Source organism: Marinomonas pontica, from assembly GCF_026191375.1.
Lineage (GTDB): Bacteria > Pseudomonadota > Gammaproteobacteria > Pseudomonadales > Marinomonadaceae > Marinomonas > Marinomonas pontica.
This window is the reverse complement of record NZ_JAODTL010000041.1, coordinates 97,806-109,767: the sequence shown is the minus strand read 5'-3', so window position 1 is coordinate 109,767 and position 11,962 is coordinate 97,806. Positions and strand designations below refer to the sequence as shown.

Sequence of the window (11,962 nt, the reverse complement as noted above, 5' to 3'; positions counted from 1 at the left end):
CCCGAATATTACATAACCAGATACTAAGGAAACATCATGTCGATTGCAGACAACCAAGTCGTTCAATTTCACTACACATTGCGTCATGGCGAAGAGCTAATTGAAACGTCTGCGGGTAAAGATCCAGCGGCGTATTTGCATGGTCACGGCAACGTTATTCCAGGGCTTGAAAAAGCAATGGAAGGCAAAGCCGTTGGTGACGAATTTGAAGTGACGGTGGCATGCGCTGATGCGTATGGCGAGCGTCATGAAGATCGTCAGCAACAAGTGCCAGTAAAACATCTACAAGGTGCGAAGCGCTGGAAAGCCGGTATGGTTGCCATGGTACAAACAGACAAAGGCATGCGTCAGGTAACGGTTGTTAAGGTTGGTTTGAAACATGCCACTGTCGACTTGAATCACCCATTGTCTGGTAAAGACCTAACATTCAATATTCAAATCGTAGATGCGCGTGAGGCGACGAATGACGAAATCGCACATGGTCATGCGCACGGCGTGGGTGGTCATCATCACTAATAGCCAGACGCATTGAATACAAAATAAAAGTATTCCTCTGAGAAGCCCCTGTTACCCAATTAGGTAGCAGGGGCTTTTGCGTTTTTGGGCATTTATTTTGCTGATTGAAATCAAGCAAACAGACGTATTATCAAAAATTAATAAGAATCGTTATCAACACCTTGACAGATCCTGCCTTCATGCACATTATTGATAATAGTTATCATTTATATTTTTTGATGTGAATTCAAGGGGCGAAACAATGAGTCATTATCTAGTGCCATTTTCAGTGCTCGAACAAACCATTCAAGGAGGGCAATGTGCGGACTCTCCCGAAGTGCTCTATCATTATTTGAATCTGACGGAAGAATATGCCGAGCGTTTGAGCATCACCGATGCGACTTTGCTGCATCAGCGTGTGTTCAATGTTTTGCTGGATACGGTATGCGACACCCGCGTTGCACCTCATTGGCGTCAGACCTGTTTAGACAAGGTGTATCAACCATTGTCGCATTTAAAGCACTTGATCGTTACTTATCAAGATGCGAAAAACTATTTCAAAATGGAACACAGTTTACGGATTCTGAGTCATTACTTTATTTCTTCCTTTGAACAATAGGGGCATTACCAACCGATGAAAATGCGTATTGAAAAAGACAGTATGGGCGAGTTAGACGTCCCAGAAAATGCACTCTATGGCGCCCAAACGCAACGTGCCATTAACAACTTTTCAATCAGTGGCGAGCCACTTCCTGAAGCCTTTATTCGCTCTCTAATTTTAATCAAAGCGGCGGCCGCTCGTGCTAACCAAACACTCGAATGCATTACGCCCGATATGTCCAAGGCCATTCAAAATGCCTGTGATGAGCTGCTCAACGCCGACGATCTAATGCAGCATTTCCCTGTGGATGTGTTTCAAACGGGATCGGGCACCAGCTCGAACATGAACGCCAATGAGGTGATTGCAACTTTGTCGAGTCGTTACTATGGTTCAGTGGTTAATCCGAATGATCATGTGAATTACGGGCAAAGCAGTAATGATGTTATCCCGAGCGCTATTCATATCAGCGCGACGTTAGAGTTAACAGGTCATCTGCTGCCTGCTTTAGAGCATTTAAAGGACACTATTGTTGAGAAAGGCACAGCGCTCGCGGGGTACACGAAAACAGGTCGAACGCATTTAATGGACGCCATGCCGGTTCGATTGGATCAAACTTTTCACGCTTGGGCGGCGCAACTGCAAGATAACATCGACAATTTAACGTATCTAGAAAGCAAAACGACTCAGCTTGCCCAAGGTGGGACGGCGGTGGGTACGGGGATCAATGCTCATCCTGAATTTGCCGTGTTGTTTGCTAAAGAACTGTCTGATTTAACCAAAGTGACGTTTACTAAGGGGCAGAATTTTTTTGCTTTAATTGGTTCTCAAGATACCGCCGTTGCGTTATCTGGCCAGTTAAAAGCGGTTGCCGTAACCTATATGAAAATCGCCAATGACCTGCGCTGGATGAACTCGGGGCCATTGGCGGGATTAGGCGAAATTAGTCTACACGCTTTACAGCCAGGTTCTTCTATTATGCCGGGCAAAGTGAACCCTGTGATTCCAGAAGCAACAGCGATGGTGGCAGCGCAAGTGATTGGTAACGACGCGGCGATCACAATTGGCGGTCAATCGGGTAATTTTGAATTGAATGTTATGTTGCCAATGATCGCTAAAAACCTGTTAAACAGCATCAAGTTACTGGCCAACAGTGGGCAGCTATTGGCGGATAATGCCATCGCGACTTTAACCGTTAATGAGGATAAATTGAATGAAGCGCTGCATCGTAACCCGATCTTAGTTACCGCATTAAATCCAATTATTGGGTATGCAAAAGCCGCTGACATTGCGAAAAGGGCTTATAAAGAAAGTCGCCCGGTTGTGGATGTGGCGGAGGAAGAGACCGATCTTGGTCGAGAAGAATTGCTCGCCTTGCTGGATCCTGCAAAATTAACCCATGGTGGGATTTAGTGTTTAAAGAATCAGGCTTCTTTATTTGGTTCCTCCCTTTCCAAATAATGAAAAACGAGCCAGCGTTCGCGCTGGCTTTTTTTGTGATTAATCACTTATTCCAATGCTGTGTCCACGGCGGCCTGCGCGTGAATGTAGGTCGTATCAAACAAGGGGACGGCAACGTGCTCTTGCTTTAATAATAGGGTGATTTCTGTGCACCCTTCAATGACGGCTTCTGCGCCTGCGGCATTAAGCCGATTGACTATATCAATGTAAATTTCCCTCGATTCAGGAAGGATCTTTCCGAGACACAATTCGTCGTAAATAATTTTATGAATGTTGTCCCTGTCTTGTTTCGATGGCGTAATGACATCCAACCCGTATTGCTCTTCTAAACGTCGGATATAAAAATCGTCTTCCATAGAATAACGTGTGCCAATAAAGCCAACTTTTTGATGCTTTTGTTGAACCAATTCTTTGGCTGTCGCATCGGCAATATGCAATAAAGGGATTTGCACCGCACTTTGAACAGCATCTGCCACCTTGTGCATGGTATTGGTCGCGATCAGCAGAAAATCGGCTCCGGCGCGTTCCAGACGAGTGGCTTCATTGGCCAACATATCGCCCAATTGCTCCCAGTCACCTTGGTGCTGCAGACGTTCAATGTGAGCAAAATCCACGCTGTTTAAAATGACCTTGGCGGAATGTAATCCCCCAAGGCGCTGCTTGGTTAACTCATTGATGGTTTTGTAGTACAAGGCGGAGGATTCCCAACTCATTCCGCCAATGATGCCGATCGTTTTCATGTTCGCTCTCTTTTTGGTCTGCCACGTATCCTTGCAGTCTAACGGGCTTATAAATCGCCCGTAATGCACAGTTTGAACGAATAAACAGCGAAACTGTGATGGCTAATTTTTCAGAGTGTTCTGGTCATGAAAACACTGTGAGGATCTAGCTTGTAATCTGAAAAGGGGTCACATTCACGGAATTCGTGTTTAGCGTAGAGTTTTCTAGCGGGCGCAAAGAAGTCTTGTGACCCAGTTTCTAGGCTAATTTTATTGAGCCCTTTTTGTTTTGCTGCATCGAGAATATGGCGCAGTAGTGTAGAGGCAACTCCCTTGTTGCGCGCGGCGCTGGTGGTGCGCATGGACTTAATTTCACCGTGTGTATCGTCTAACGTTTTCAGTGCCCCGCAACCGAGCAATTGACTGTCTTGCCACACTGTCCAGAAGGTAATGTTGGGCTTTTTTAAGCCGTCTAAATCCAATGCAAATACGCATTCTGGCGGCGATACAGCAAACATGTCTTCAAGGTGTTCGGTAAGCAATTGTTTGATTTCTGAACCAGATAAATCATCAACTCTAATGTCCATTAGGTGGTGTGTCCTGTTTGTTTAAAGGGAAAATATCGTTTTTTGTGACTCAAAAAAATAAGCAACTTTTGTACCTTTTGGTAGGATAAATGCCATATAAAATGTGGTAAAAAATAGCACTAGCTGTCGTTAGGAAATAAAGGTATATACTCCTATTAAACTGTCTTATACATTTGAACTAATGGAAGGTTTCTTATGGCAGATAAAGTGTGTTTACGGCCGGCAACAATGGCTGATGCAGAAAAACTGTTGTCATGGCGTAATGATCTAGAAACACGTATGGCTTCTCATCATATGGATCAAATTACTCTTGAGGAACACCTTGTGTGGCTCGAGAATTCTTTGCGTCATCCTGAGATGCGTCGTTTGTGGGTGGCCGAAATGAACGGTGAAGCGGTCGGAACGTGCCGAGCAGATCGCGTGGCGGATGCTTGGGAATTGTCGTGGACTGTGGCGCCTGATTCGCGCGGAAAAGGCATTGCACAGAAGATGCTATCGACCATCATTGGCTACTTCAAAGACCCCTTATTGGCGGAAATCAAAGTTGGCAACATTGCGTCTATTAAGGCCTCCGAACGCGCAGGGTTTGTTTTTGACAAAGAAGATCACGGCGTGTTGTATTATGTCTTCCCTCGATCTAAAACCACTGCTTAGTCATCAAAGCGGATGCGAACTTTTGGCTCGTTTGGTTTTTTCTCGGCAGGTTTACGCAGAGGATCGACCAACTTTTCCAAACCGTTGATTTTGATTTCCAACGCCAGCTGTAACCACTGTCCCAAATTGCCATTCGGCCAGCCTTCGTGGGCAAACCACAATAAATAGGCTTCGGGTAAATCGATCAAAACACGGCCTTGGTATTTTCCAAATGGCATTGTCTGACGGGCAACTTGTACGAGATCTTCTTGTGAAAACATGGGCTTCGCTTAATGGTGCGTTATGGTTAGAAATGCACTGCGTAAAATACGTGCGCGTTGGGTATTTAAACATACGAGTATCATTTGGCAAAAGGCGGATCTTGCTTAAAACGTTGGATCAAGTAATCGCATATATTTTGTAACTTAGGTGAAGGCTGACGAACTTTTGGGTACACCAGCCAAACGCCACTGTATGGATATTGGTAATGAGTCAGTAAAGGGATGAGTTTTCCGCTGGCTAGGTCGTCGGCCACGTAATAATCTGGCAACTGAGCGATCCCCAAACCTTTTCGCACGGCATCCAGTAAAGCAGGGCCAGAATTGCTGCGCCAGTTGCTGCTTACTTTCATTTCTTTGCGTTGTCCGTCTTGTTGAAACAGCCAATGATTTTTGAGCCGATTAAGCAGCTGTGTTTGTTGAGTTCCGCCAACGTATGCGGCATGCCGTGTTGGTCGATGTATTCCCGAGACGCACAAAGGTATTCCACTCGATCGCACAGGCGGCGTGACAAATGGCTGGAATCCTTCATGGCGCCCATGCGAATGGCAAGATCGTAGCCTTCTTCGATCAAGTCGACTGCACGGTTAGTGAGATGAAAGTCCAGTTCGATCTTTGGGTGACCCAACAAAAAATCGTTCATCAAAGGCGCAATGTAGCGTTCACCAAACGTGGTGGCACAGGTCATTTTAAAGGGGCCAATGGGGGCTTGATTTAGCGATGAAATCACTTCTTCAGCACTGCTTAGCGCCTCTGGCAAACCACGGCAATGCTGGTAATACAGCTCGCCTGCCTCACTTAAGCGAATGCGTCTTGTGGTGCGGAACAGCAAGGTGGTGCCCAGTTCTGCTTCCAGCTGAGTAATTAAACGACTGATGTGAGAGGCAGAGACGTTGAGTTTAACAGCGGCGGCAGAAAAGCGGCCTTGTCGGACGACTTCGACAAACGCTTCCATGGCTTCCCAGTTTTTCATTGTATCCCCCTTATGTCCAAACGCTCAGATTACCGTATTTTCCATAAAGTGAAAGAGGATTGTTGCTGTATGGCAATAATCATTTTCTAAATTGGGCATTATCCTAGTAATCAATTGCGTCTACACTGTTTGCATTGAAACTGAATAACACACACTTTGGAGAACGCAATGAAATGTAAAGCAGCAGTTGCTTGGGGCCCAGGCCAACCACTTAAAATCGAAGAAGTGGACGTTCAAGACCCACAAAAAGGCGAAGTACTGGTTCGCATGGTGGCGACGGGCGTTTGTCACACAGATGCGTTCACTTTGTCGGGCGAAGATCCAGAAGGTATTTTCCCTGCTATCCTAGGTCACGAAGGCGCGGGTGTGGTTGAAGCCGTTGGTGAAGGCGTTACGACACTCAAAGTAGGAGATCACGTTATTCCACTTTACACAGCAGAATGTGGCGAGTGTAAGTTCTGTAAATCTGGTAAAACCAACCTTTGCCAAGCGGTTCGTGTGACCCAAGGTAAAGGCTTAATGCCAGATGGTACTAGCCGTTTCAGCATCAACGGCGAGCCTATTTTCCATTACATGGGCACCTCTACTTTCTCTGAGTACAGTGTGGTTCCTGAAATTTCGTTGGCAAAAATTCATGTAGATGCGCCGCTAGAAAAAGTCTGTTTGCTAGGTTGTGGTATCACCACAGGCATTGGCGCCGTTCTGAACACAGCGAAAGTTGAAGAAGGCGCAACGGTGGCTGTTTTTGGCTTGGGCGGTATTGGTTTGTCGGTTATCCAAGGCGCTCGCATGGCTGGCGCGTCGAAGATCATCGCCATCGATATCAATGAATCTAAGTTTGAAATGGCGAAGCAGTTCGGCGCGACCGATTGCGTTAATCCGAAACACTTCGATAAGCCTATCCAAGACGTTATCGTTGAGATGACGGATGGCGGTGTGGATTACTCGTTTGAGTGTATCGGTAACGTACAAGTTATGCGCTCTGCGCTTGAGTGCTGTCACAAAGGGTGGGGCGAATCCATCATCATCGGAGTTGCTGGTGCGGGACAAGAAATCTCCACACGTCCATTCCAATTGGTCACTGGCCGAGTCTGGAAAGGTTCGGCTTTTGGTGGCGTAAAAGGCCGCAGCCAGTTGCCAGGTTACGTAGAAGACTACATGAACGGCAAGATCGAAATCGACCCATTCGTGACACACACTATGCCGCTTGAACGCATCAACGAAGCATTTGATTTGATGCACAAAGGCGAGAGTATCCGTACTGTCATTCTTTTCGATAAGTAATCGTAATGACGCCGTTGAGATAAGCCCGCAATGTGAGCTTATCTCACGTAGATTAGGAGACATCTATGGAATTGCTATCCAGTACCAAAAGCTTCGGCGGTTGGTTGAAGCGCTACAAGCATGAAAGCTTATCGGTAAAAAGTGACATGACCTTTGCTATTTACCTGCCACCACAAGCGGAAACGCAAAAAGTGCCTGTCTTGTATTGGCTGTCAGGTTTGACTTGTAATGATGAGAACTTTACGCAAAAAGCCGGTGCCTTTCGTAAAGCGGCAGAATTAGGTTTGGCCATTGTTTGTCCAGATACCAGCCCACGCGGTACGGATTATCCGAATGAGCACGAAAGCTACGACTTTGGTTCGGCGGCGGGGTTCTATGTCAACGCGACAGTGGAACCGTATTCAAATACATACCGCATGTATGATTACGTGGTTCAAGAGCTGCCGCATTTGGTGGAAGCGAATTTCCCAGTGACTGATAAGCGTTCTATCTCTGGTCACTCTATGGGTGGGCATGGTGCTCTGATTTGTGCGTTAAAGAACCCAGGCAAGTATCAATCTGTCTCAGCATTTGCCCCGATCGTTAATCCAACTAACTGTCCTTGGGGCGAAAAAGCCTTCACGGGATACTTGGGTGAAGACAAAGCCACTTGGAACGAGTGGGACGCTACTTTGCTAATCGAGAGCGCGAGTGAACGCTTACCCTTGTTTATTGATCAAGGTGAAGCCGACAACTTCTTGGTAGAACAACTTAAACCAGAAGCCCTAGAAGTCGCCTGTGAAAAAGCCGGACACCCGATCACGCTACGCCGTCAACCAGGCTACGACCACAGCTACTATTTCATCGCCAGCTTTATTGATGATCACCTAGAACATCATTCTAGAGCCTTGAGTTAACACTTAGTTTTTCTCTTCATTGGAATCGACAAAAGCGAGCCGTGGCTCGCTTTTTTATTGCTTGAAAACCTATTTAAAACAACACGTAGGGCGGCATGAGCGAAGCGTGATCCGCCGTTTTGTAGGTTGGCCTTTAGGCCAACAACTGCAGATAGAGCAGGTTCAGAGGATACTCAAACCAAGCGGCGTTTCTTTTGAAAAGACCAGTTAATATGTCTAGCTTCTCTTAACTCCCTTGGCTTTTTTAACAAAAAACTCTCTTTATAAACTTATAAAGAGAGTTTATGTTTTTCTGTGGATAACTTGCTGATTTTAATTTCCAGTGCAGCTTTATTTTTTTGTTTAATGTTTTTGAGTCTAAGGTTTTTCTATAGCAATGTGTAAAAAAATCCACTCTTGCTGACTGAGTCTATATTTCGATTGAGAGGCTGATGAAAAATGAAAAGCGTCCGTCTTGACGTACGTATTATAAAGCGTAAAATCTGATTGTTATTTGAACTATTTTGAGGTGTGTGATGGCTGGAATGACGGCAACAGAAGCACGTAGTAATTTGTATCGATTGATTGACGAAACAGCAGATTCTCATCAGCCTATCGTTATTACTGGTAAGCGTAATAATGCGGTTTTGGTATCGGAAGAAGACTGGTCAGCGATTCAGGAAACCCTGTTTTTACTATCAGTGCCTAATATGCGTGAATCTATTCGCGAGGGAATGGATACTCCCGCGAGTGAATGTGATGAGGAGTTAGATTGGTGACATGGAAGTTGATTTATACCAAGCAAGCTCAGAAGGATGCAAAAAAATTAGCGTCTAGTGGGCTGAAACCAAAAGCTCAAGAGTTACTCAGTTTGGTCGCGCAGGACCCCTTTCAAAAACCACCTCCGTTTGAGAAGTTAATCGGTGACCTTTCTGGTGCTTATTCACGCAGAATTAACATTCAACACAGACTTGTTTATCAAGTGTTAGACGCTGAGAAAATGATAAAAATACTTCGGCTTTGGAGTCATTACGAGTAGTACCCTTATTAGTCAGAATAGGCCCAATTATGCAATCTTTTGATGAGCTAATCGCGTTTCGTAAAATCCTTCACCAGAACCCAGAGCTGTCAAATCAAGAGCAAGCGACGGCGGCTCGAATTCTCGAAGAGTTTCAGGCTTTCTCTGCGGATGAGGTGATCACGGGGCTTGGCGGAACGGGCCTGGCGTTTGTGTTTAACGGTGCGCAAAGTGGCCCAACCACCTTAATTCGCAGCGAGTTAGACGCCTTGCCCATCGAAGAGACTAATGACTTTGAGCATCGATCGAAAGTGATGGGGGTTTCCCATAAATGCGGACACGATGGGCACATGAGTATTGTGACGGCGCTGGGTGCAGAATTGGCGACGCATCGTCCGCAAAAAGGGCGCGTGGTGCTGTGCTTTCAGCCGGCAGAAGAAACCGGTATGGGAGCGATTCAAATGGTACAAGACCCGCGTTTTTCTGACATCGCGCCCGATTATGCTTTCGCCTTGCACAATTACCCCAGTTTAGAGCTCGGTAAGGTGGCGGTGCGAGCGGGTACCTTCAATTGTGCGTCCCGAGGCATGATTATCCATCTAAAAGGCAAAACTTCCCATGCTGCCCACCCCGAAAACGGCATCAGTCCTGCCAATGCCATGTGCCATATTATTCAAGAATTAAATGGTTTGCCTGCCAATGTCGCGCAAGCTACATCATTGGGACGCAATTGGGTGACCGTGATTCATGCAAAACTGGGTGAAGTGGCCTTTGGTACCTCGCCTGGCGATGCGGTGGTGATGGTGACGTTGCGTAGTGAAACCAATGAAGGGATGCAAACATTGGTGGCGCACGCAGAGCGTTTTTCTCAAGCGATCGCAACGCGTGAGAACGTGAGTATTTCGTTTGAGTACGACGATGTGTTTCAGGCCAGCGTTAACTCTCAACAAGGTTGTGATTTGGTGGTCAGTGCTTGTGATAATACTCAAACGCCTTTTGCGTTATTAGATGAACCAATGCGTTGGTCAGAGGATTTTGGTCAGTTCACCGCCACGGCAAAAGAAGGCGCTATGTTTGCCTTGGGTGCAGGACACACGAGCCCACAATTACATAACCCTGATTACGACTTCCCCGATGGTTTGATTCCTGTTGGTCGAGATTTGTTTCTGGATATTATTCGTCAGTTAAATGGTCAAGAGGGGCATAATTGTGTATTGATAGGGCGTGGTTAACATACACCAAGAAAAATCCAATGGCCGCAACGCCATTGGATTTTTTGTCTCTGCTTGCTTAGGTATTTGGTATTAGTTATTAGCTGGCTGAGGATTGTGTAATATCTTTAAACGCTTGGAATTGCGATAAATACACTTTGCCATTGAGGTGCTGCAGGAATCCGCTACATTCTAGGTGATCCATTACGGGGCCTTTTACCTCCGAAAGCGAGAGTTTTATGTTCAAGCTTTTTAATTGCAGGTTAAGGGCTTCAAGCATTTCTAAGGCGCTGAAATCAATTTCATTCACGGCGCTGCATTGAATCACCACATGGTTAATGTCTTTGCGCTGGCTAATGGTGTCGATGATGTGATCTTCCAAAAACGTTGCATTGGCAAAGAACAGGCTCTCGTCTGGTCGTAAACAAAGCAATTGAGGGGAAGTTTCTACCTCATAGCGTTTCACATTACGAAAGTGCTCTGAGCCCTTGATCAAGCCAACTTCGGCCACGTGTGGTTTCGATGTACGATACAAATGCAAGGCAATCGATAAAACGACCCCAGAAGCGACACCCACTTCCACACCAAGCAACAAGGTAATTACTATGGTTGCGAGCACGGCATAGAAATCACTGCGAGAAAACAGCCAGGTTTTTTTCAAGATAGAAAAATCTATCAGGGTTGTGACCGCTACAATGATGGTCGCCGCCAGTGTGGCTTTGGGCAAAAAGTACAACATAGGCGTTAACAGCAAAGACGCGATCATAATACCGAGAGCCGTCATGATGCTGGCAAGCTGAGTGACCGCACCGGCATCAAAGTTCACCACAGAGCGAGAAAACCCACCGGTGACAGGAAAGCCGCCTGAAACGCCTGAAGCAATGTTGGCGGCCCCTAAACCAATCAGCTCTTGATTCGGTTTGACTTTTTCACGTCGTTTAGCGCCCAACGTTTTGCCAACGGAAATGGACTCTACATAGCCAATAATGGAAATCATCAGTGCAGGCAGTGCCAGCTCTTTAATCAAGTCCAAGGAAGGCAAGGTGAACATTAAGGTCGGCAATCCTGCGGGAATGTGTCCAGTAATCGCCACGCCATGGGACGGTAGATCATATAAATACACCACCGCAAGGCTGGATAACACACCGAGAATGGGGGCTGTTTTGGCCAACGACGCCGCTGATGCTTCAGGAACTTTTAGAATGATCAAAAAACGTTTCGCGTGACGACGAGCTAACAGCAAAAATGCGATGACAGAAACGCCAATCACAAAGGTCATGGGTTTAAATTGACCGATGTTTTCCAGCATAGAAAGCAATTGTGTGACAACATTATCGCCATGGGCTTGAATGCCCAAAATGTGTTTCAGCTGGCTCAGCGCAATAATAATACCGGAAGCAGAAATAAACCCAGAAATCACCGAGTGAGAAAGCAGGTTTGTTACCATGCCTAGTTTCATTACGCCCATGATCACTAGCATGGTGCCAGATAACAAAGCGAGCGTAATAGCACCAGTGAGATAGCTGGCTGTACCTTGCTCGGTAATCACCGCCAGTGACGTCGCCGTCATGAGTGACGCCACGGCAACTGGGCCAACTGACAAAGATGTGCTGGTGCCAAAGAAAGCGTACAAAACCAAAGGTAATATACTGGAATATAAACCCACTTCTGGTGGCACCCCAGCCAGCATGGCATACGCCAGTGACTGAGGAATCAGCAACATGGTGACGATAAACGCCGCGGTGGCGTCTTGGCTAAATTGCCCACGGTTATAGGTCTTTAGCCAAGACAGGGCGGGAATGAAACGTTCAATGGTCATCTTGAAGCTCT

13 protein-coding genes and 1 pseudogene are annotated in these 11,962 nt (G+C 46.3%); 9 read left to right on the top strand and 5 right to left on the bottom strand.

Annotated features, from left to right (window positions below; translation table 11 throughout):
• Nucleotides 1-36 precede the first annotated feature (36 nt).
• From N5P32_RS10745 to N5P32_RS10735, 3 genes are all read left to right on the top strand, one after another.
• The gene (locus N5P32_RS10745) at nucleotides 37-516 is read left to right on the top strand and encodes an FKBP-type peptidyl-prolyl cis-trans isomerase (RefSeq protein ID WP_265729073.1); all 480 of its coding nucleotides are present in this window, start codon (nucleotides 37-39) and stop codon (nucleotides 514-516) included.
• 241 nt (nucleotides 517-757) lie between these two features.
• Nucleotides 758-1,114 (top strand): hypothetical protein, encoded by a 357-nt coding sequence (locus N5P32_RS10740; protein WP_265729072.1) that lies wholly within the window; start codon nucleotides 758-760, stop codon nucleotides 1,112-1,114.
• A 15-nt stretch (nucleotides 1,115-1,129) separates the two neighbouring features.
• Nucleotides 1,130-2,506: a class II fumarate hydratase gene (locus tag N5P32_RS10735; RefSeq protein ID WP_265729071.1), complete on the top strand. Its 1,377-nt coding sequence runs from the start codon at nucleotides 1,130-1,132 to the stop codon at nucleotides 2,504-2,506.
• Nucleotides 2,507-2,601: 95 nt separating this feature from the next.
• On the opposite strand, the gene N5P32_RS10730 is transcribed toward N5P32_RS10735, so the two are convergent.
• Nucleotides 2,602-3,294, bottom strand: a complete 693-nt coding sequence (locus N5P32_RS10730) for an aspartate/glutamate racemase family protein (protein WP_265729070.1) — start codon at nucleotides 3,292-3,294, stop codon at nucleotides 2,602-2,604.
• Nucleotides 3,295-3,404: 110 nt separating this feature from the next.
• Nucleotides 3,405-3,860, bottom strand: coding sequence for a GNAT family N-acetyltransferase (locus N5P32_RS10725; RefSeq protein ID WP_265729069.1), 456 nt, complete (start codon nucleotides 3,858-3,860; stop codon nucleotides 3,405-3,407).
• Between the two features lie 195 nt (nucleotides 3,861-4,055).
• On the opposite strand from N5P32_RS10725, the gene N5P32_RS10720 reads away from it, so the two are divergent.
• Complete coding sequence (locus tag N5P32_RS10720; RefSeq protein ID WP_265729068.1) at nucleotides 4,056-4,514, top strand: GNAT family N-acetyltransferase; 459 nt, start codon at nucleotides 4,056-4,058, stop codon at nucleotides 4,512-4,514.
• Here N5P32_RS10720 and N5P32_RS10715 read toward each other — a convergent pair.
• Complete coding sequence (locus N5P32_RS10715) at nucleotides 4,511-4,774, bottom strand: DUF3820 family protein (RefSeq protein WP_265729067.1); 264 nt, start codon at nucleotides 4,772-4,774, stop codon at nucleotides 4,511-4,513. The two genes, N5P32_RS10720 and N5P32_RS10715, sit on opposite strands and share 4 nt — an antisense overlap.
• Before the next feature lie 80 nt (nucleotides 4,775-4,854).
• Nucleotides 4,855-5,744 (bottom strand): annotated as a pseudogene (locus N5P32_RS10710) (LysR family transcriptional regulator).
• 168 nt (nucleotides 5,745-5,912) lie between these two features.
• Here N5P32_RS10710 and N5P32_RS10705 point away from each other — a divergent pair.
• The 5 genes from N5P32_RS10705 (at nucleotide 5,913) to N5P32_RS10685 (ending at nucleotide 10,153) form a co-directional block, all read left to right on the top strand.
• Nucleotides 5,913-7,028, top strand: a complete 1,116-nt coding sequence (locus tag N5P32_RS10705) for an S-(hydroxymethyl)glutathione dehydrogenase/class III alcohol dehydrogenase (RefSeq protein ID WP_265729066.1) — start codon at nucleotides 5,913-5,915, stop codon at nucleotides 7,026-7,028.
• Nucleotides 7,029-7,093: 65 nt separating this feature from the next.
• Nucleotides 7,094-7,924, top strand: coding sequence for an S-formylglutathione hydrolase (gene fghA, locus N5P32_RS10700; RefSeq protein WP_265729065.1), 831 nt, complete (start codon nucleotides 7,094-7,096; stop codon nucleotides 7,922-7,924).
• A 515-nt stretch (nucleotides 7,925-8,439) separates the two neighbouring features.
• Entirely contained in the window at nucleotides 8,440-8,682 is a 243-nt protein-coding gene (locus N5P32_RS10695; protein ID WP_255826352.1) for a type II toxin-antitoxin system Phd/YefM family antitoxin, read from the top strand.
• A complete protein-coding gene (locus N5P32_RS10690) occupies nucleotides 8,679-8,942 on the top strand; it encodes a Txe/YoeB family addiction module toxin (protein ID WP_265729064.1) in 264 nt (87 codons plus the stop codon). The genes N5P32_RS10695 and N5P32_RS10690 overlap by 4 nt, the downstream gene beginning before the upstream one ends.
• Before the next feature lie 29 nt (nucleotides 8,943-8,971).
• Nucleotides 8,972-10,153: an amidohydrolase gene (locus tag N5P32_RS10685; RefSeq protein WP_265729063.1), complete on the top strand. Its 1,182-nt coding sequence runs from the start codon at nucleotides 8,972-8,974 to the stop codon at nucleotides 10,151-10,153.
• Nucleotides 10,154-10,232: 79 nt separating this feature from the next.
• Here N5P32_RS10685 and N5P32_RS10680 read toward each other — a convergent pair whose 3' ends face one another.
• Nucleotides 10,233-11,951 carry a SulP family inorganic anion transporter gene (locus N5P32_RS10680; RefSeq protein ID WP_265729062.1) on the bottom strand — a complete coding sequence of 573 codons (1,719 nt, stop codon included), beginning with the start codon at nucleotides 11,949-11,951 and terminating at the stop codon, nucleotides 10,233-10,235.
• Nucleotides 11,952-11,962: the final 11 nt, after the last annotated feature.

What these genes read in the sequence shown, in the direction of transcription:
- N5P32_RS10745 (WP_265729073.1), top strand. Translation starts at nt 37, where the DNA reads ATGTCGATTGCAGACAACCAAGTCGTTCAATTTCACTACACATTGCGT.
- N5P32_RS10740 (WP_265729072.1), top strand. Translation starts at nt 758, where the DNA reads ATGAGTCATTATCTAGTGCCATTTTCAGTGCTCGAACAAACCATTCAA.
- N5P32_RS10735 (WP_265729071.1), top strand. Translation starts at nt 1,130, where the DNA reads ATGAAAATGCGTATTGAAAAAGACAGTATGGGCGAGTTAGACGTCCCA.
- N5P32_RS10730 (WP_265729070.1), bottom strand. Translation starts at nt 3,294, where the DNA reads ATGAAAACGATCGGCATCATTGGCGGAATGAGTTGGGAATCCTCCGCC.
- N5P32_RS10725 (WP_265729069.1), bottom strand. Translation starts at nt 3,860, where the DNA reads ATGGACATTAGAGTTGATGATTTATCTGGTTCAGAAATCAAACAATTG.
- N5P32_RS10720 (WP_265729068.1), top strand. Translation starts at nt 4,056, where the DNA reads ATGGCAGATAAAGTGTGTTTACGGCCGGCAACAATGGCTGATGCAGAA.
- N5P32_RS10715 (WP_265729067.1), bottom strand. Translation starts at nt 4,774, where the DNA reads ATGTTTTCACAAGAAGATCTCGTACAAGTTGCCCGTCAGACAATGCCA.
- N5P32_RS10705 (WP_265729066.1), top strand. Translation starts at nt 5,913, where the DNA reads ATGAAATGTAAAGCAGCAGTTGCTTGGGGCCCAGGCCAACCACTTAAA.
- fghA (WP_265729065.1), top strand. Translation starts at nt 7,094, where the DNA reads ATGGAATTGCTATCCAGTACCAAAAGCTTCGGCGGTTGGTTGAAGCGC.
- N5P32_RS10695 (WP_255826352.1), top strand. Translation starts at nt 8,440, where the DNA reads ATGGCTGGAATGACGGCAACAGAAGCACGTAGTAATTTGTATCGATTG.
- N5P32_RS10685 (WP_265729063.1), top strand. Translation starts at nt 8,972, where the DNA reads ATGCAATCTTTTGATGAGCTAATCGCGTTTCGTAAAATCCTTCACCAG.
- N5P32_RS10680 (WP_265729062.1), bottom strand. Translation starts at nt 11,951, where the DNA reads ATGACCATTGAACGTTTCATTCCCGCCCTGTCTTGGCTAAAGACCTAT.